Raw genomic sequence first — 18623 nt, forward strand, 5'->3', positions numbered from 1 at the left:
GTGAACAGAGTTACTGAGCGCCAGGAACAGAAGAGTAACCCGGAGTTCCAGAGAGAGTACCGGAACCGTATCCGGGAAACACACGACCAGTTAAACCTTTATCTCCCCAAAGATGCAAAAAGAATGTTGATAGAGATCACAAAAGTTAAAAAACTCACTCAGGCTGAAGTCATTGAATTTCTTGTCAAAAGCTATTACGACGGATTGAAATTTGACGATTCTGAAGAGTGATCTTACTATGTAAAAGCGGGTTCGCAGGTATTGCCCCGCTTAGAAACGCATGATATGTTAAGCGGCGTTTACATAACCTTACGGGGTTATTACTGAATTTAGCACGGGAAGAGCGGCCCGGAGATGTACCGCTTAGGAGTGGCAGGAGCCACAAAAAGTAAAACCCCCTGATCCCTGTTGGAAACTTTGGCCGGTCTCTCAGGAATCAGGGGGTGCAAACTGCCCACTGGCAGAAAGGATTATAGCAAATGCGTAACCTATTGCAATACAGCCCGGCCAATATGTGCAGGGGCTGGTGAATCAAAAGAATCCATACCTACAGCTTTCTGACATTGAGTCAGTAGAAGGTCTTTCGCCGGAGTTCATCTCCTGGCTTGAAAGCCAGTCCCCTAAAGAATCGCCCCTGCAGCTGCTTCTCGATGAAGGCACCAAGCCCGTGCGCAAAACCCGCCGTCGTCGCGGTACGCACTCAACGGCGTGTCTCTGCCCGGAGCCCAGCTGGTACCGACCGGACAATTTCAAAAAGCTCCCTGGCCAGCTTGGCCATGCCTACAACCGCCTTGTTCGCCGCGATCGCAAAACGGGCGCGTTAAGTCTGCGTATGCGGATCAGCCGCCACCCGTACTTCGTGCAGCTGCGCGAGCAGGCTGGCCGGAAGCGCGACTTCCGCCCGGAGCGGGAGAAATTACTCGATGCGATTGTGCCGCTCCTGGTCAGCACCGTTGACCGGGCTACCCATATCGACACTATCAACCTCAGTAAAATGGCGTGGCAGCTCAGCGAAAAGGACAGCGAAGGGAACGTGATCCGGAAAGTGACGGTACCGCGGGTTTGCCGGCTGCTGCAGCACATGATGGAATTCGGGTTACTGGCGCTGCCTGAAGGCGTCACATGGGACCCGTTTAACCGCAAGTGGTTCCCCAAGCATGTCGTGCTGACGGAACGCCTCTGGAAGATGATCGGTGTTGATCTCGATAAGCTGTATGCGGAGCAGGCCGAACAGGTGGCCGCTGAAGCTGCAGGCTGGATAACCCGTGATGAACATGGCCAGGCGGAAGAAATCTCTGTTAAAGCCGCGCGCCGGCGCTGGTATGAAAAAATGATGCACGCCACGCTGGTTCGCCGGCGTGAAGCCGCCCTGAAGGGTAAGCGCGAGAAGAAGCTGAAAGCGCTGGCAGAACAGCCCTATGACGACCGGGCTTACGCCATGTCCGTTCATCTGATACGGACGCTGCCGAAAGACGAACTGCACGCGCTGTCGCCTGAGCAGTTTACCCAGCGAGTACGCAGCCACCTGTATCAGCTCGATCTGGGGCTGGAGAGGGAATCCGGTCCCCCTGATTATCACTGATTTTCTCCCCCTGTAATTCTCTTACCGCCGCCTGGCGGTTTTCGTGCTCGCCAGCCGGCGCGACCTGCTCAAATTTCCTCCAGTTTTAACGTGTGGCCATCGTGATTTTTTGACGTTCTGGCGCCGCCGGTGGATAACCGGCAGCGAGATCACCACTATCCACAGTTATCCGCAAAGGAGGAAATAAAGTCACCTGCAATCGTGGTCAAAGCAAGCTGCAATACACTCTTAACTTCTTTAAAAAGATGTTTATTCAATAAAGAGATCACTGTTATTCAGGCTCAATTTTCTGTGGATTATGGGAATATGCCTGGCCTTTCAGCGCCGCTACGCGGCACGACGGCCAGAATGGTCGCTATGCTCCCAGGTTAGCACCCGGCAAATGCCGGGCAGGGTGGCCAGCAGAAACCACCACTGTAGATTTTTCTTTGCCCCACCGTGCTTTTCCCCGCCGAGCCAACGGCTCGGCAGAAAAAAGCATGATGGATGATGTAACTAAGAACACCCCCGTAAGACGGAAGGGCTGCGACCCGCACCCCTGACGTCAACGCTACTACCCACGCGCCCGGTGCGCCGCTAACGTCACACCGCCCGCTCGCAGTAGCCAGGGGGTAATGTGGCCACAGCGTCACCTGCAGGGCAGTCAGGCAGGAAAATCATCTGCTATGGCGTGCAATGCCTTTCAGGCAATCAACGCCAGTGTCTGCTGTCAGTTTTAAAATTAACAGGGAAAAGAGGATCGATTTAGCCGCGGTTATCCACGTCAGCCGCTCGCAGGCGCGTTAAAAAGGGTGAAGGCAGGGGAATGTTGCTCTTTTTGCAGTGAAGGCCACAGAGAGCGTTTCAGGCGCTTATTTGAGGAAATGCGATTTCTGCCAGGGTGGAGGCACAAAAAAACCCGACTGGTGAGATCGGGTTTTCATGTTTTGCCCCGGATGGAGGCGGGAACACCTAAACAATTGACGGTTAAATATTACGCCATGAGTGCAGTAAATGCAAACCACCGGGAATAGGGTATACTGCGCGGGTCAATCTGTTGACGTTCTTCTCCAGCCCCCGCTTACGCGGCGTGAACGGTTTAAAGCCCTGGTTGAAAAACAGGTGGTGCTGTTTCAATGCCCTGGCTGGAGTGGGAACATCTAAACAATTGACGTGAGGTAGCCGCTGTGACAGGCAATGTAAGGGCGATCAGCGGTGTTCCTGCTCTGTATGGAGCAAACGGATGATTAACTTGTTAATCGTCGTTCTGCGGGCAGTTGTTGCAGTGTCTAACGCTGTGATAGCGGTCCTGGAGCTGATCCGGCAGTATTTTGACTGACCGGAAACGTAACTAAAGGCGGGGGGACCACTCCCCGCCTTTTAACAGGGTTACATCTCGATCATCGGGAACAGATCGTCTTCCTGGTGGTAAAGCACGTCGTCCGTTTCCGTTCCATCAAGCCATTCAGCGAACAGTTCAAACAGGCACACCGACATTTCCTCCGGTGAAATTGCGCCACACTGCAGCTCGTAGAAGACCTCAATTTTTTCCAGCAGGCTGTTGGCCGCTTTGTCGTAGCCGAACAGCTTGATCGGCGGGAATCGCATTGCATCCGGGTTGGTTTCCGCCAGTTCATCATCCTTGCGTTCCGGATAAATGCTGTACAGCGTTGCCGGCGATGGCGGCAATACCTCGATAAAGCGGTTTATCCGCATCGGCAGTTCGCTGGAAAACTTCTCATTGTCCGGAATGTAAAACGCGGCGCTGCGTACCAGGGCATCCTGGAAAGAAATTACCCCCTGACCTTCGGTCTGCTTACGTAGCTCACGAATGTTCACGCGGTCCTTTTCACGGATTTGGTACAGATCCCCTTCCCGGACCGTTTTGGAAAACGTGCCGTGTTCGGCTTCCTGCCCGGAGAGCTCAGAATAATAATCCTGGCCGACGGTTTCGCGCAGTATTTCAAAGGTTTTCCGGTCTTCAATCGACTCAAAATATTTCACGCGGGTGTTGGCGATCAGCGAATCCACCTCGCCGTTCGCGCCGCGGGCGAGCGACGGGTGATCCTGGGAGGAAAATACGCCCATTTTTTCCAGTGAACGCATCTGCGCACTCAGCGTATCCATACCGCTGGTGAAATACTGGCCCAGCTCGTCATAAATCAGCCCGTATGGCGCCTGATTATTCAGCGCGTGAGTGAGCAGGACTTCCTCTTTTTTCCCTTCCAGCTGGTAGCCCAGGTCCTTACTGATGGTCATTCGCTGCAGCGTCACATATAAACGGCCAAGCGTGGCCGCTTCACCGCGTGACAGCTCCAGCGACGGGATCATGACGATGAGAATGCGGTCATTGTGGAAAATATCGTCCATCCGGATATCGCCGCTGTCTTCCGGAAAAACATGGCCATAAGTTTCATTGAACAGGGAGAGCGTCTTCAGGAACTGACGGCTCATGTAGTTATGCTGTTCGAAGGCGCGGGCTTCCCACGTTTCCGGGTATTCCGCGTTGGCCAGCAGGAAGCCTGGTGTATTTTCCAGATAACTTTCCAGCGCGGCGTAACCCTCGCTGTGCCAGCCGTTTTTCTTTGCCTCCACGTACAGCGCGGCCATTGCCGGCAGCGACATGTTTTTCTGAATAGTGCGCTGTGACAAAAGCAGTTCGCCGCGGGCGCGCTTATAACACAGGGCATTGATCAGCGCCGACATCATGGCTTTTGCCGTATCCTGCCACTGTGCCGAATCCCCGCCCACCTGGGGGAGCATGGATTCCATCAACTGGATGATGAAGGTCGGCGGGGCAACGCTGAAGAGGTTGACTGAGTTGGATTGCGCGGGGATGCTTTCCTGCTTCACCAGGTTCACGAACCTGTCAATACTGCCGGTCAGCAGGTTGAGAACGTAATAATCATCCTCACGGCCGAAACGGCGCGCCAGCGACCAGGTGGCGAAGGCCAGCTTGTTATCTGCTTTACCGTCTGAGAGGCAGTAGCCACGGCACCACAGCAGGAAGTTAACGATAAACCCATAGAAGGTTTCGGTTTTACCCGACCCGGTGGTACCAAAAAATACCATGTGGCGCAGCAGGTCCGTCATGTTCAGCCACAGCTCGCGGCCGAACAGGCGTCCCCGCTCATACCCGACATATAAAATTCCCTTCGCTTTCTTTCGCTCCCGGACCTTATGCGGGATGCGAATGGGCCCCAGACGGTATTCCGCCTGGGTTTCCGTGGTCAGGGTGTCGTCGAACATTTCGCAGTCTTTCGGCATTCGCAGCGGTGGCCGGAATTTACGATCCGTGAATGCCACCATCAGCGGCGGAAGGATGAGGATGCTCAGCAGCATGGTAAAGGGGAGAAACAGACCCAGCACGGTCAGTATGGCCAGCAGGCCAAACTGTACGTTCGGAGTGAGGAACCACTCCATGAACGAACCATCCGGGCGGAGGACTTTTTTACTGTCTACAGATTCCTGTTGCATAGCGGCTCCGGGTTATTCTCCTATTGCCTGCTGCAGGCGGGCATCGTCTTTGACGACGGAAACCGGGATCACATCACCCGAATCGGCAACGATGGACGGGGTACCGATAAACCCGAATTTCGCAAATGCCATATTGTTCGCGTCAACCAGGCGGGCGCCGGTGGTATCCGGGGCTGTTTTCGGATCGTCAATTTTCGGGTTCATGGTGGTGTATCCCATGTTAATCGTGTCTTCCCAGCTTTTCAGTCGGGTATCTTTCCCGGTATCGAGTACAGGAGCGGCGCGGACCATCGAGCGCAGGTCGCCATAAACGGACACGGGGAAAATCTCGACGTTATAGCGTTTGCTCAGTTCCTGCAGTCGGGGTTCCAGCGCGCGGCAGTGCGGGCACATCGGATCGGAAAACACATACAGGGTGTGTTTATGCCCGGTTGAAAGCGAGATTGTAAAGCGTCCGCTGGTGACGGCATCTTTCAGTGACAGCAAGTCGTTATCAGCCAGTTTTTTAGGGGCTTCAGGTGCTGCCTGAACCTGCAGCTGCTCCGGCGCAGTGGCAGGCTGCTGCAGACCCGGCGCGGGAGCATACGAGTTTGCCTGCAGTGGCTGTGCCGGCTGATGCATATTCATCAACGCGCCGTTGATGGAGACGATAAAGCCCAGCGCGGCGACTGGCCAGAAGATAAAGTTAGACAGCCGGCGCACGGCATTGAGTCCGCGCTGCTGTTTCAGCTTTTTACGGATATTGTTCAGCGCCTCGATGGCCTGATATTCGTTTTCAAAGCGGAACAGCTGCACCGCTTCACCAGAAAACGTATTGTGCGTCAGGATGTGGCCGCTGCCGGCATCATGGCCAAGTCCAAAATGACAGGCTGACAGGGGGAAGGAGTGCAGGGCTTGTTCCTGGTAGTTTCCGTCAGCGGAAAGATAAAGTGTGTTGCGATCGGTTTTTACGGTGAGTTTCATACTTCCTCGCTTAGAGTTCCAGGTGATCGGGTCGGGTTGCCGGCTGAGGTTTAGCCGGCGTCGGTTCATCGTCTGTCAGTCGCAGACTGTTGTTCGGGGTGTCGTGCGGAGCTGCAGGCGGCGTAGCCGGCTCGTCTTCCGCTTCAGCGTCAGATTCAAATGCAAATGGCGGTATAACGTCTTCCTGCCAGTGAGCGACCGGAATGGCGGGATCGCGGCGGTCAATATGGCGGTAATGGAGCAGATCCAGCTCAAGGCCCAGCACGGCCGCCCGCACGGTCGGCGGGAATTTCGCCGCCTTTTCTTCATCGAGCGTCAGCCGGTAACTTTCGCACTGACTCCAGGCAATAACACCACCTCCCTCAATGAAGAACTTCCCGCGGCCGGCGCTTGAAAGTGCATACCATAACGTGCGGTCCACACCTTTAAGCCACCGGAAATTAGCGGATGGCAGCTGCAGGTCATCATCGAACAGCGCGTAGAGTAGCGAACGGGAGCTGCGGCGCCCCTTTGCAAATTCTCGGAACGCTTCACACTGGCTGGCGACGGTCCAGAACCCGGCGGCCAGCGAATAATCAGGGAAACCGTCTTTAGTCCGCAGGCAGGAACGGTTGAGATCGTCGAGAATGGATTTAGCCGTTGGCCGGTCGCCCATAAACCGCAGATGTACAAACGAGGCTGCGAGCGCTTTTTCCCAGGGCGCCAGGGAAAGGGCCGCCCCTTCGGGGGCCAGGTTTACCTGTGACAGGAAGACTTTATGTGCGGCTTTTTTACGGAGGCGGCGCTTAGCGGTATCAATCAGGTTATGTTCCTGGGCAAACTCAACGGGTGACTGCGCGCTGCGTGCTTCTTCCGGATCTTCATTCAGCAGCAGCTGATCGAGGTGGCCAAACCGGGCGAGGATATGAGCTATCCCCGGATAGTTTTTTACCATCACCCAGGGAAGGTTCCGGATGGTCAGTTTACGGGTCAGACGGTAGTAAGGATTGCGCGAGATAACCCAGACGAACAACCCGATGATTAAAATGAACAGGGGAAAGAGCACGCTGGCCGTGTCGTTCATCACGCTGATAAAGTCCCACAGCGAAACCTGGTGGTTATACCGCGCCGCCGACAGCAGCATGTCCCGGCGCTCGGCCGCATTACCCGGCGTAATGGCGTCCGGCAGTACACCGTAGATCCAGTAAAGCAGGCGACAGACTCCGTAAATCACATAATCACGAAAGCCAAACCACATCACTGTGATCATGATGAGAAGGGCCCCGATAATCATCAGGCCATCATCCCCTCCCCCTTTCCGTTGTGGCTGGTTTTGCATCAGAACCTCAGAGAATTTTGGTAAACCTTCCCGATATACCAGGCCTTACGCGCCGGCGTGTTGGAGTGATAGCGGCCGACACCCTGCCAGAAATCCCCCCCTTCGAGAATGATGTTGTATTTGAGGATGTAGGCACTGGCCATTGCAGAGGCGCAGAAGTCATGCTGCAGCTGCTCCGCTTTCACGCCAAAATCGGACGCCAGCTTATTCGCCCAGATGGTGTTTATCTGGAATGCGCCGTAATCGTAAGTGCCGTTTTTGTTTTTATTTTTCATTCCCGGTTTTCCGCCTTCAGTCAGCCACAAGGCGAGGAATCCACGGAGAGGAATGTGATAAATCTGTGCTGCTTCAACCATGCAAGTTGGCAGCGGGATTGAGGGCGGGGCATCAACCATAACAATCTCCTAATGATTTCTATTTCGAGTAAAAAATATACCATCAAAAGGAGATTTTTTTAAATCATTTTGGTGCGGATAATTGAGAGGCTGTCAAAGGGATTTTATTTGCCTTCGACAGAGACAATATTGCCCTCGTTCACATTTTCCCATGTCGGGATTTCGCCACTCAGCGTGCAGCGGAGTGTTTCTTTTCCGACGGTAAGTGGTGCGCCACTGCTGTAGTAATGACTTTCATACAGGCAAGAGGTTTTCTTTTGTTCCGGGGTCAGTGTAATACCGGCATCCTGATCCTTTGCCAGCAGTTGTACAAGATGTTGGTTTGTCTGTACCTGCTCACCCAGAATGCTGCTCAGTAAAGAATCGGTTTTCGGCGCGGATACGCTCTGAGCAAAGGCACTGCAACTGATTACGGATGCAGCCAGAATAAGAGCAATCTTCGTGTTGAATTTCATTTCACTTTCTCCATTAAAAAAATCGGCAATCATTTTCTGTATCATTTAAATTAGGTCTGAAAACCGGCCTGAGTGTCAAGCCGATTCTGTTTAAAAATTAACAGGGGATAAAATGATTCAGTCACGTAATAAATATCTGCAGTTTATGCTGGTTCTGCTGGCAGCCTGGGCCATAGCCTGGGGGGCCATGTTTGTCATGGGGCAGGCTGTTCTGCTCTATGGGCTGGGGAAAAATACGCTGTTCTTCAGTCATGGTGCTGTACTGGTGTACCTCCTGTGTGTTTTCCTGGTATACCGCCGCTGGGTTGCTCCGCTACCGGTCGTTGGCCAGCTGAGCAACGTTGGCGCACTGTGGCTGGTTGGCGCGATGGCCGTGGTGTATGTCGGTGAATTTCTGCTGGGTAAAGTGCTGGACCTGCCCGCTGAGCCATTTATGACGAAACTTTTTGCCGATAAGTCCATACCCGATGTGATCCTGACGTTGCTGGCCGTCTTTATCCTTGCCCCGCTGAATGAGGAAATCCTGTTCCGTGGTGTCATGCTGAACGCTGAAGGATCCCCTCATAAATCAGCCATAGCATAGCCATATTTGAGCAACTGATTGGCGAATAATACCCAGGCCGCCAGCAATTCTTTCTCCGTGATTTGATAATCAGGCCGCCTGAGTACCTCCAATCCCAAGCGAATCGTTGAGAGTACCGTTCGATGCCCAATGGTATTGGCCTGAAAATGCTTATCCCAGCCCTGTTGCTGTGCGTGTAAACCAACTAGCCACAACAGGCATTGAACCATCAACGCTATCAGTAGGATGATGTCGAATCGCTCTGGACTGTTGGTACGACTTTGGCGTAAGCCAAAGCCGTATGCCGGGCTTTTGAGGTCACGAAAGGTTTCCTCTATTTGCATACGTTTGGCGTACAGGTTTACCAGCTGCTTTGGGCTCCGAGATTCTGGTGGTAAATTGCTGGCTAACACCCAAGGCTCTTTCGCCGATGTTGAGTACGTTTTTGCCGATGGATGGTGGCAATTAGTCCTCGTTGAACGCTGATTTGTACGCCCCTTAGGTTTGCTACGATAAAGCGTGAGATGGCAATTGATAGGGTTAGTTTTGGTCAAAGTCTTACAACCCAGGCTCTTCGCTTGACCGTTGGCCAAGTCATGTGTACTTCGAACTGCACGCCAATTTTCAGCGCCAATATCTGCAAATTGAACTGTACCGCGAATACGGCTTAGCCAAAACCAACCATGCGCCTCAACCTCTTTGTACCAAGGCACTTTGAACCCCGCGTCAGTCACGATGAGAGGGGTAACATGCAAAGGTAAAATCTTGGCTAAGTCCGCTAAAAAACCGTTGTGGGAGGCCTTAGAGCATTGTTCTGATAGGGGATAGGACTTCTCATACAGGGTAATAGAGCGGCCATTGAAGGCTATTGAGGCGCGCAGAGCCATGATGCGTTTATGCTCTCGGATGTCTGACCAATCGACGAGCACAATCGGCATAGGGTTACCAGAACAGATGAGGCTGGCATGCCATTGGTAGACAGCTAACCGTTCTTGATGCAGATGCGTGTTGCCGAGCAAACGATCAATGCGCTTGATGTTGTGCTTGGTTCGGGCCGTGGTTGGTAAATTTCGACCTAACTCAGTCAAGGTCAGTGTCTTACATTCAATCAGCGCCTTAGAGGCCAGCATCAAGCTGTTTAATCGTTTTAGGTGAAGTTCTGGGCAGTATTGGTGTAAAGAATGTTGGTAATGACTCCAACTTATTGATAGTGTTTTATGTTCAGATAATGCCCGATGACTTTGTCATGCAGCTCCACCGATTTTGAGAACGACAGCGACTTCCGTCCCAGCCGTGCCAGGTGCTGCCTCAGATTCAGGTTATGCCGCTCAATTCGCTGCGTATATCGCTTGCTGATTACGTGCAGCTTTCCCTTCAGGCGGGATTCATACAGCGGCCAGCCATCCGTCATCCATATCACCACGTCAAAGGGTGACAGCAGGCTCATAAGACGCCCCAGCGTCGCCATAGTGCGTTCACCGAATACGTGCGCAACAACCGTCTTCCGGAGCCTGTCATACGCGTAAAACAGCCAGCGCTGGCGCGATTTAGCCCCGACGTATCCCCACTGTTCGTCCATTTCCGCGCAGACGATGACGTCACTGCCCGGCTGTATGCGCGAGGTTACCGACTGCGGCCTGAGTTTTTTAAATGGCGGAAAATCGTGTTGAGGCCAACGCCCATAATGCGGGCGGTTGCCCGGCATCCAACGCCATTCATGGCCATATCAATGATTTTCTGGTGCGTACCGGGTTGAGAAGCGGTGTAAGTGAACTGCAGTTGCCATGTTTTACGGCAGTGAGAGCAGAGATAGCGCTGATGTCCGGCGGTGCTTTTGCCGTTACGCACCACCCCGTCAGTAGCTGAACAGGAGGGACAGCTGATAGAAACAGAAGCCACTGGAGCACCTCAAAAACACCATCATACACTAAATCAGTAAGTTGGCAGCATCACCAAGAATGTTGTAGGATATTGGCTTCGCGCATCTTGTTGTCCAAGTGTAGTTTTTGGCGAAACCATTTGATCATGCAACAAGATGCGCTTCCACCCTAATTTGATGATTTATTTGTAAATCATCAGGGGATTCTTCAGTATATTGCATTAAGCAAGGGGACGTTATGCGTGTATTAGCCTTATCGGCTGTGTTTTTGGTGGCATCGATTATCGGAATGCCTGCGGTAGCAAAGGAATGGCAAGAAAACAAAAGTTGGAATGCTCACTTTACTGAACATAAATCACAGGGCGTAGTTGTGCTCTGGAATGAGAATAAGCAGCAAGGATTTACCAATAATCTTAAACGGGCGAACCAAGCATTTTTACCCGCATCTACCTTTAAAATTCCCAATAGCTTGATCGCCCTCGATTTGGGCGTGGTTAAGGATGAACACCAAGTCTTTAAGTGGGATGGACAGACGCGCGATATCGCCACTTGGAATCGCGATCATAATCTAATCACCGCGATGAAATATTCAGTTGTGCCTGTTTATCAAGAATTTGCCCGCCAAATTGGCGAGGCACGTATGAGCAAGATGCTACATGCTTTCGATTATGGTAATGAGGACATTTCGGGCAATGTAGACAGTTTCTGGCTCGACGGTGGTATTCGAATTTCGGCCACGGAGCAAATCAGCTTTTTAAGAAAGCTGTATCACAATAAGTTACACGTATCGGAGCGCAGCCAGCGTATTGTCAAACAAGCCATGCTGACCGAAGCCAATGGTGACTATATTATTCGGGCTAAAACTGGATACTCGACTAGAATCGAACCTAAGATTGGCTGGTGGGTCGGTTGGGTTGAACTTGATGATAATGTGTGGTTTTTTGCGATGAATATGGATATGCCCACATCGGATGGTTTAGGGCTGCGCCAAGCCATCACAAAAGAAGTGCTCAAACAGGAAAAAATTATTCCCTAGAAGTGGTTAGCGCGTATTTGTGTGAAATAGCCGTCATATAAGCTGTAAAGATATATGGACAAAATGCTGATGCTCGATGCGCTTGTAGTTAATGGCTCATACTTAATCGGTTAGGCCTAATCGACTTAAGCTCCGCGCGTTAACTTTTAGCCTGAGCATTAGCATCACATTCCTCAACGTAAAAAGCCTAGCCAATTTGCTAGGCTTTTTTGTTATCTAAATGGTCATGGTCACTCAACATTGGGATGTGTATAAAGGAATGGCGATGTCAGTAAAGGTGAATGCCGCTGCGATAAAGTGCCTAGCCCATCAAGGATTGTAGGCTTTCTTGGCTGCTAAAGCGTTTGACGAAAAAGTCCAAGAAGGCGCTGATATTGGTGGCTAATTGTCTGCGGCTCGAATACACCCCGTAGACCTTAAAGGGTTCAATCGGCCATTCCTGTAAGATTGGCACTAGCTGGCCGTTGGCGAGTTCGGTTTTGCAGGCGGAGTTTGATAGCATTGCAATCCCAAAGTCATCGAGGGCTAACTGCTTAACCATAATCGGGCTATTGACCCTGACTTTACGCTGAAAGTTTACCATGGTTTTGCGAGCACCTTTGCCTAAGGGCCATATGGGTGCTGAGCGGGATGTTCCTAGCAGAATACCACTATGATCGCTCAGCTCCTTAGGTGTTGCGGGGGTGCCGCGTGCTTTTAAATAGCCAGGGCTTGCTACCAGAATTGGTTGACGCTCGAACAGTAATCTTGCAACAAGATCAGAGGATTGCAGTGGCCCATATTTGATAGCTATGTCATATCCTTCACCCACCAAACCTATATCGTTGTCGGTAAACTGGACATCTAATTCCACATTGGGATATAAACGCATGAATCCGCTACAGAGGTTAGCAATTAATTCTTGGCTAAAAGAGACCGGAATGGCTATCCGTAATGATCCTGATACATCATCATGGGTACTCTCGATAACAGCCTTGGCCGCTTCCACCTCATTGCGAATGGAATCACAGTGTTGATAAAAGAGTGCCCCGACTTGGGTAAGACTCAGGTTACGGGTGTCGCGTTGTAACAATCGCACGCCTAGTTGTTCTTCAAGCTGCGCGATTTTGCGACTTATGGTGGATTTTGGGTGGCCGGTTTCACGTGCAGCTTGGGAGAATCCCTTTGCTCTCACTACGGCTGCAAATAGCATCATACCGTTTAAATCTGGCATGTTTTTCCCACTGTCTCATATTTGGAACATAGCGTCTTATGCAGTTTAATGGCATTTGGCGGGATAACAAAGTTATATTTATTGGCTAAAAATTTTCAGAGGCTAAAGCAGAGGATCTTTTGATGACCAGCAATAATCAGCCCAAACACATGACTCAAGCCCAAACGCCCGATCCGCTTTTTTTACAGGCCGAGCACTGAAGAATCCCCTGATGATTTACAAATAAATCATCAAATTAGGGTGGAAGCGCATCTTGTTGCATGATCAAATGGTTTCGCCAAAAACTACACTTGGACAACAAGATGCGCGAAGCCAATATCCTACAACATTCTTTACACCAATACTGCCCAGAACTTCACCTAAAACGATTAAACAGCTTGATGCTGGCCTCTAAGGCGCTGATTGAATGTAAGACACTGACCTTGACTGAGTTAGGTCGAAATTTACCAACCACGGCCCGAACCAAGCACAACATCAAGCGCATTGATCGTTTGCTCGGCAACACGCATCTGCATCAAGAACGGTTAGCTGTCTACCAATGGCATGCCAGCCTCATCTGTTCTGGTAACCCTATGCCGATTGTGCTCGTCGATTGGTCAGACATCCGAGAGCATAAACGCATCATGGCTCTGCGCGCCTCAATAGCCTTCAATGGCCGCTCTATTACCCTGTATGAGAAGTCCTATCCCCTATCAGAACAATGCTCTAAGGCCTCCCACAACGGTTTTTTAGCGGACTTAGCCAAGATTTTACCTTTGCATGTTACCCCTCTCATCGTGACTGACGCGGGGTTCAAAGTGCCTTGGTACAAAGAGGTTGAGGCGCATGGTTGGTTTTGGCTAAGCCGTATTCGCGGTACAGTTCAATTTGCAGATATTGGCGCTGAAAATTGGCGTGCAGTTCGAAGTACACATGACTTGGCCAACGGTCAAGCGAAGAGCCTGGGTTGTAAGACTTTGACCAAAACTAACCCTATCAATTGCCATCTCACGCTTTATCGTAGCAAACCTAAGGGGCGTACAAATCAGCGTTCAACGAGGACTAATTGCCACCATCCATCGGCAAAAACGTACTCAACATCGGCGAAAGAGCCTTGGGTGTTAGCCAGCAATTTACCACCAGAATCTCGGAGCCCAAAGCAGCTGGTAAACCTGTACGCCAAACGTATGCAAATAGAGGAAACCTTTCGTGACCTCAAAAGCCCGGCATACGGCTTTGGCTTACGCCAAAGTCGTACCAACAGTCCAGAGCGATTCGACATCATCCTACTGATAGCGTTGATGGTTCAATGCCTGTTGTGGCTAGTTGGTTTACACGCACAGCAACAGGGCTGGGATAAGCATTTTCAGGCCAATACCATTGGGCATCGAACGGTACTCTCAACGATTCGCTTGGGATTGGAGGTACTCAGGCGGCCTGATTATCAAATCACGGAGAAAGAATTGCTGGCGGCCTGGGTATTATTCGCCAATCAGTTGCTCAAATATGGCTATGCTATGGCTGATTTATGAGGGGATCCTTCAGTGCTGAACGTCTTCCGTTCGAGGTACAACTGGACGATGTGGCTGGGCGCGCTGATAACGTCTTTGCTGTTTGCCGCCGTGCATATGCAGTATCAGAACCTGCTGACCCTGGCAGAAATGTTCCTGGTGGGGCTGATTACATCAGCTGCCCGGATCAGAAGTGGCGGCCTGCTGCTGCCGGTATTGCTGCATATGGAAGCTACCGCGCTGGGTTTACTGTTGGGCTGAAAGTTATATTTTTATTAAATATTGTGCGTTAAAGGCTGGTATGTTTTTTTGTGAATGTTATATTTAAATATAACTTTTATGGAGGTGAAAAATGCATACCACTCGACTGAAGAAGGTTGGCGGCTCAGTCATGCTGACCGTCCCACCGGCACTGCTGAATGCGCTGTCGCTGGGTACAGATAATGAAGTTGGCATGGTCATTGATAATGGCCGGCTGATTGTGGAGCCGCACAGACGCCCGCAGTATTCACTGGCTGAGCTGTTGGCACAGTGCGATCCGAACGCTGAAATCTCGGCAGAAGAACGTGAATGGCTGGATGCGCCGGCGGCTGGTCAGGAGGAAATCTGACATGGAAAGAGGGGAAATCTGGCTTGTCTCGCTTGACCCTACCGCAGGTCATGAGCAGCAGGGAACGCGGCCGGTACTGATTGTCACGCCGGCTGCTTTTAACCGCGTGACCCGCCTGCCTGTTGTTGTGCCCGTGACCAGCGGAGGCAATTTTGCCCGCACAGCAGGCTTTGCTGTGTCGCTTGACGGCGCCGGCATACGTACCACCGGCGTTGTGCGTTGCGATCAACCCCGGACGATCGATATGAAAGCCCGCGGCGGCAAACGACTCGAACGGGTGCCAGAGACTATCATGGACGACGTTCTTGGCCGTCTGGCCACCATCCTGACCTGACCCCAGCGTGCCGGCATGAAATATGCCGGCATTGCCTGTTTCCTGAAGCCTGCAATATACTGTATGTATAAACAGTTATTGGAGGCTAAATTATGGCGCTGGATCTCGTTTATCCCCGGCCTTCAGTGGAAGGTGACGCACTCCCTTTTTTTGCCGAGCCCGTTGCGGCCGGCTTTCCCAGCCCGGCCGCAGGCTATGAGGCCAATGAACTTAACCTGCATGATTACTGCGTGCGGCGTCCGGCCGCAACGTACTTCTTGCGTGTGTCCGGCGATTCTATGCGTGATGCCCGCATTCATGATGGCGATGTGCTGGTCGTCGATCGGGCAGAAGAGCCCCGGCACGGCAGCATCGTGATTGCCAGCATCGATAATGAATTTACGGTCAAGCAGCTGCAGCTCCGCCCTTACCCCTGCCTGATGCCGCTGAATCCGGCTTTTCCGCCAATCAGGTTTGATCCGGAGGCGCTGCAGATATGGGGTGTGGTTACGTTCACTGTCATGAGACACCGCCCGTGTACGCCTTAATCGATGTCAATTCGATGTACTGCAGCTGCGAAGAAGCGTTCCGCCCTGATTTACGAGGTCGCCCTGTGGTCGTTCTCAGCAACAACGACGGGGCGCTTGTTGCGGTCAATCGCGCGGCGAAAGCGCTTGGCGTGCGCCGCGGGGAGCCCTATTTCCGCTGCCGCCGCCTGCTGGAACAGCATAACGTTGCCGTATTCAGTTCCAACTACACCCTTTACGCCTCATTCTCCGCCAGATTTGCAACCGTGGTGGAGAGTCTGGCGCCGCGGACATTTGTTTACTCAATTGATGAGCTCTTTGCGGATGCCTCTCATATGGAGGGAGTGATGACGCCGCAGGCGTTTGGCCAGCTTTTGCGGGCTGAAGTGCTGCGCCAGACAACGCTCACCTGTGGAGTCGGCGTCGCGCCAACGAAGACGCTGGCCAAACTGTGCAACCACGCCGCGAAGACGTGGCCTGCCACCGGGGGGGTTGTGGCGCTCAGTGATCCTGTAAGACTGAAAAGGCTGATGAGCCTGGTGTCGGCCGGCGATGTGTGGGGGGTTGGCCATCGTACCGAAAAAGGGCTGGCGACAATGGGGATCAAAACGGCGCTGGCGCTCGCAGAGATGGATATCCGACTGGCACGCCGGCTGTACGGTGTGACGCTGGAACGCACCATCCGTGAGCTGCGTGGCGAGGCCTGCTTTGCCCTGGAAGAAGGTACCGGCGCGAAACAGCAGCTTGTTGTATCCCGTTCGTTTGGATCGCGGGTCACGCAACTGGCGCAGATGCAGCAGGCGGTGACTAAATATGCCACACGGGCAGGAGAAAAGTTGCGCCAGGAAAACCGTCTGGCGAAGGTGGTAACGGTCTTTATCCGCAGCAGTGCTTATGACGCCGGCGGTGTGCCCTACAGTAACCAGGCTACGGAAGTGCTTCCCGTGCCAAGCCAGGATACCCGCGACATCATCGCCGCGGCGCAGCTGGGACTGTCGCGTATCTGGCGTGAGGGCGTGCGGTATGCAAAAGCCGGCGTGATGCTCAGCGATCTGCAGGGATATGAAACCCAGCTGGATCTGTTTTCGCCGGCTGCTGTGCGGCCGGGCAGCGAAAAACTGATGGCCACCATCGACAAAATAAACAGGGAAGGAAGGTCAAGGATCTTCTTCGCCGGAGAAGGTATTGATCCGGAATATGCCATGCGCCGTGAAATGTTGTCCCCGGCCTACACCACGCAGTGGAAGGATATTCCCGCGGCGTTTATGCGATAACAGCGATGTGCAGCCGCTCTTGACGGCGGCTTGTTTTCCCTGGTGTCGGGAACATTAAAACCTCTCCTTACTGCCCGCGTGATAGGGCCGTATTTCCGGCTAATTCCAGATAGTCCCGGCCCTTATCGTGGTGCATAGCCCTCTTCAGCCAGTGCTTTCATGATCTGGTTGATTCCATCCATCATCAGATATGCCTCAATATCTGACGTCGCCAGGCCGCGGCAGTCACTGAATCCCAGACGCTTAACCAGTTGCGCCAGAGCCTGCGCTTCTCTGTGTGTCAGCTGTATATTCACTTCAACGGGTTTTTCGTGGCGAATTTCATCTTTCATGGTCAGAGTCCTTTTTTGATGTTTCGTGAAATGTACCAGGCTTCTTTTGCCTGAGCTACAGCCCAGATCCAGACGAGAGTTGACACAATGCACAGCCCCGTCATGTTCCAGAAATGACCTGTCGTATATTCATGGCTATGAAGCAGGAGGCCGGCGCCGGCCGCCAGGCTCATGACCAGGAAAAGGACGGCTGCGCCGGCGTGATAAATGATGCTGAACATGTAAAACCCCCTTCTGGCGACGGTAGCGCCAGTCTCTGTCTGTATTAAATGGTTGCCGCCTGCCGGGCGTCTGCCTGCATCATGGCGTCAATCAGGGCGCCGGCGCAGGCAATATTCAGGCACGTCATGTTCGATTTCAGGGTCGCCATCATGTCCGCGCGGCTTCTTTTAAGAAACGGCTGCAGCGGACCACGATAGCCCTGTGAGGTCACGATAATCAGCTGAGCGGCCGCATCATGCAGTGCCGGCACGCCGGCCAGAATATCCTGCTCAGCCGCGCTGATATACACGGGTGAACCGGCGATCACAAAGCGATCGTCCGGGCAGCGTTGCATCAGCTCAGCCAGGGAGGCGCAGCGGCCCGCCAGCGGGGGGCGTGCCGTCAGTGAGCCCCAGACGGTCGCCGGCGCGAAGGGCATGGCGTGAAACGTTGCCTCATACGCGACCGCCGGATCGGTATGGTGGCGCAGCCCCAGACCGGCCGACATGGCCCACAGCTCGATGCCCGGCCACCGCGCCGCGATACCGCGGGCACGCAGCCAGTGTGCGCCCCGGTAAAGCTCTCCCGTTTCCAGCACCCTGCCAGGACGGCGGGCGGCCTGGGCGATCAGCCTGTACCAGCCGTCAAAGGCGTCATCAAGGGAAGTGTCGCCCGGAAAAACGGTATCCTCCACGCTGCCCGCCTTGCGCCGGGTACAGGTGGTGATGAGGTGAAGACGTTTGTTCATTCAGGGCCTCCCGGCTCTGGTGCGTCTGTGCCTGCCGCGCGCGGTTCGCCGGGCCGCCGGGCACGCATATCGGGCAGACCCCGGCAGGCATCGTTCCAGTGCGTGCCCCGATCGGGGTTATTGGCCAGCTTACTGATCCAGGTTTCTGACACATTCCAGCGGCGGGCCAGATCCTTCTGCTTCCAGCCTTTCGCCCTGAGCAGTGCCCGCCACTCCTGCGGGGAAAGTGGCGCCGCCGTGATGCCGTCCGCATAACAGGTCGTTTTCAT

General features: G+C 53.0%; 22 protein-coding genes and 2 pseudogenes. 12 read left to right on the forward strand and 12 right to left on the reverse strand.

What is annotated here, in order from left to right; translation table 11 throughout:
• The 4 genes from repC (at position 1) to dqlB (ending at position 2900) form a co-directional block, all read left to right on the forward strand.
• A complete protein-coding gene (gene repC / locus ACVV26_RS22425; RefSeq protein ID WP_011091085.1) occupies positions 1-231 on the forward strand; it encodes an IncL/M type plasmid replication protein RepC in 231 nt (76 codons plus the stop codon).
• A 248-nt stretch (positions 232-479) separates the two neighbouring features.
• Positions 480-530 (forward strand): IncL/M-type plasmid replication leader peptide RepB, encoded by a 51-nt coding sequence (gene repB / locus ACVV26_RS22430; protein WP_011154478.1) that lies wholly within the window; start codon positions 480-482, stop codon positions 528-530.
• The gene (gene repA / locus ACVV26_RS22435) at positions 527-1582 is read left to right on the forward strand and encodes a plasmid replication initiator RepA (protein ID WP_015060006.1); all 1056 of its coding nucleotides are present in this window, start codon (positions 527-529) and stop codon (positions 1580-1582) included. The genes repB and repA overlap by 4 nt, the downstream gene beginning before the upstream one ends.
• Positions 1583-2804: 1222 nt before the next feature.
• Complete coding sequence (gene dqlB / locus ACVV26_RS22440) at positions 2805-2900, forward strand: DinQ-like type I toxin DqlB (protein ID WP_004206884.1); 96 nt, start codon at positions 2805-2807, stop codon at positions 2898-2900.
• Between the two features lie 50 nt (positions 2901-2950).
• Here the strand turns inward: dqlB and ACVV26_RS22445 are convergent, their stop codons facing one another.
• The 5 genes from ACVV26_RS22445 to ACVV26_RS22465 all read right to left on the reverse strand — a co-directional run bounded on the left by ACVV26_RS22445 (position 2951) and on the right by ACVV26_RS22465 (position 8202).
• Complete coding sequence (locus tag ACVV26_RS22445) at positions 2951-5038, reverse strand: P-loop NTPase family protein (protein WP_004206885.1); 2088 nt, start codon at positions 5036-5038, stop codon at positions 2951-2953.
• Between the two features lie 12 nt (positions 5039-5050).
• Positions 5051-6001 (reverse strand): DsbC family protein, encoded by a 951-nt coding sequence (locus ACVV26_RS22450; protein ID WP_004206886.1) that lies wholly within the window; start codon positions 5999-6001, stop codon positions 5051-5053.
• Between the two features lie 10 nt (positions 6002-6011).
• A complete protein-coding gene (locus ACVV26_RS22455) occupies positions 6012-7319 on the reverse strand; it encodes a secretion/conjugation apparatus DotM-related subunit (protein WP_015059988.1) in 1308 nt (435 codons plus the stop codon).
• A complete protein-coding gene (locus ACVV26_RS22460; RefSeq protein WP_004187436.1) occupies positions 7319-7714 on the reverse strand; it encodes a lytic transglycosylase domain-containing protein in 396 nt (131 codons plus the stop codon). Before ACVV26_RS22460 ends, ACVV26_RS22455 begins: the two co-directional genes overlap by 1 nt.
• A 104-nt stretch (positions 7715-7818) precedes the next feature.
• On the reverse strand, positions 7819-8202 hold the full coding sequence (locus ACVV26_RS22465) for a DUF1496 domain-containing protein (protein WP_019725042.1): 384 nt from the start codon (positions 8200-8202) through the stop codon (positions 7819-7821).
• Between the two features lie 79 nt (positions 8203-8281).
• On the opposite strand from ACVV26_RS22465, the pseudogene ACVV26_RS22470 reads away from it, so the two are divergent.
• Positions 8282-8716, forward strand: a pseudogene (locus tag ACVV26_RS22470) (CPBP family intramembrane glutamic endopeptidase); the annotation flags it as partial.
• Between the two features lie 14 nt (positions 8717-8730).
• Here the strand turns inward: ACVV26_RS22470 and ACVV26_RS22475 are convergent.
• Both ACVV26_RS22475 and ACVV26_RS22480 read right to left on the reverse strand, forming a co-directional pair.
• Complete coding sequence (locus tag ACVV26_RS22475) at positions 8731-9936, reverse strand: IS4-like element IS10A family transposase (RefSeq protein ID WP_025987686.1); 1206 nt, start codon at positions 9934-9936, stop codon at positions 8731-8733.
• Positions 9933-10630, reverse strand: a protein-coding gene (locus ACVV26_RS22480; RefSeq protein WP_095033700.1) for an IS1-like element IS1B family transposase whose coding sequence is annotated in 2 segments (ribosomal slippage) — positions 9933-10381 and positions 10381-10630 — 699 coding nt in all. Because the reading frame shifts where the segments join, the coding sequence is not laid out codon by codon here. Before ACVV26_RS22480 ends, ACVV26_RS22475 begins: the two co-directional genes overlap by 4 nt.
• A gap of 218 nt (positions 10631-10848) precedes the next feature.
• On the opposite strand from ACVV26_RS22480, the gene ACVV26_RS22485 reads away from it, so the two are divergent.
• Positions 10849-11646, forward strand: coding sequence for an OXA-48 family carbapenem-hydrolyzing class D beta-lactamase OXA-48 (locus tag ACVV26_RS22485; RefSeq protein ID WP_015059991.1), 798 nt, complete (start codon positions 10849-10851; stop codon positions 11644-11646).
• A gap of 301 nt (positions 11647-11947) precedes the next feature.
• Here the strand turns inward: ACVV26_RS22485 and ACVV26_RS22490 are convergent, their stop codons facing one another.
• Positions 11948-12859 (reverse strand): LysR family transcriptional regulator, encoded by a 912-nt coding sequence (locus ACVV26_RS22490; RefSeq protein WP_015586033.1) that lies wholly within the window; start codon positions 12857-12859, stop codon positions 11948-11950.
• Between the two features lie 302 nt (positions 12860-13161).
• Here ACVV26_RS22490 and ACVV26_RS22495 point away from each other — a divergent pair, with 302 nt between their 5' ends.
• The 6 genes and pseudogenes from ACVV26_RS22495 (at position 13162) to umuC (ending at position 17073) form a co-directional block, all read left to right on the forward strand.
• Positions 13162-14370, forward strand: coding sequence for an IS4-like element IS10A family transposase (locus ACVV26_RS22495; RefSeq protein ID WP_001206290.1), 1209 nt, complete (start codon positions 13162-13164; stop codon positions 14368-14370).
• Between the two features lie 12 nt (positions 14371-14382).
• Positions 14383-14610, forward strand: a pseudogene (locus tag ACVV26_RS22500) (CPBP family glutamic-type intramembrane protease); the annotation flags it as partial.
• 91 nt (positions 14611-14701) lie between these two features.
• Positions 14702-14959 (forward strand): type II toxin-antitoxin system antitoxin PemI, encoded by a 258-nt coding sequence (gene pemI, locus ACVV26_RS22505; RefSeq protein ID WP_004187429.1) that lies wholly within the window; start codon positions 14702-14704, stop codon positions 14957-14959.
• Position 14960: 1 nt separating this feature from the next.
• Positions 14961-15293: a type II toxin-antitoxin system toxin endoribonuclease PemK-mt gene (gene pemK-mt, locus ACVV26_RS22510; protein WP_004187427.1), complete on the forward strand. Its 333-nt coding sequence runs from the start codon at positions 14961-14963 to the stop codon at positions 15291-15293.
• Between the two features lie 92 nt (positions 15294-15385).
• A complete protein-coding gene (locus ACVV26_RS22515; protein WP_004187425.1) occupies positions 15386-15820 on the forward strand; it encodes a LexA family protein in 435 nt (144 codons plus the stop codon).
• On the forward strand, positions 15808-17073 hold the full coding sequence (umuC, locus tag ACVV26_RS22520; protein WP_019725070.1) for a translesion error-prone DNA polymerase V subunit UmuC: 1266 nt from the start codon (positions 15808-15810) through the stop codon (positions 17071-17073). The genes ACVV26_RS22515 and umuC overlap by 13 nt, the downstream gene beginning before the upstream one ends.
• Before the next feature lie 122 nt (positions 17074-17195).
• On the opposite strand, the gene ACVV26_RS22525 is transcribed toward umuC, so the two are convergent.
• From ACVV26_RS22525 to ACVV26_RS22540, 4 genes are read right to left on the reverse strand one after another with little or no spacing between them, the layout of a single operon-like run.
• Positions 17196-17405 carry a DUF7706 family protein gene (locus tag ACVV26_RS22525; RefSeq protein ID WP_004187413.1) on the reverse strand — a complete coding sequence of 70 codons (210 nt, stop codon included), beginning with the start codon at positions 17403-17405 and terminating at the stop codon, positions 17196-17198.
• 2 nt (positions 17406-17407) lie between these two features.
• On the reverse strand, positions 17408-17626 hold the full coding sequence (locus ACVV26_RS22530) for a hypothetical protein (protein WP_004187411.1): 219 nt from the start codon (positions 17624-17626) through the stop codon (positions 17408-17410).
• A 44-nt stretch (positions 17627-17670) separates the two neighbouring features.
• The gene (locus tag ACVV26_RS22535; protein ID WP_015059994.1) at positions 17671-18354 is read right to left on the reverse strand and encodes a hypothetical protein; all 684 of its coding nucleotides are present in this window, start codon (positions 18352-18354) and stop codon (positions 17671-17673) included.
• Positions 18351-18623 carry a helix-turn-helix domain-containing protein gene (locus ACVV26_RS22540; RefSeq protein ID WP_015059995.1) on the reverse strand — a complete coding sequence of 91 codons (273 nt, stop codon included), beginning with the start codon at positions 18621-18623 and terminating at the stop codon, positions 18351-18353. The genes ACVV26_RS22535 and ACVV26_RS22540 overlap by 4 nt, the downstream gene beginning before the upstream one ends.

Source organism: Atlantibacter sp. MEI4A-1023 (assembly GCF_056155425.1).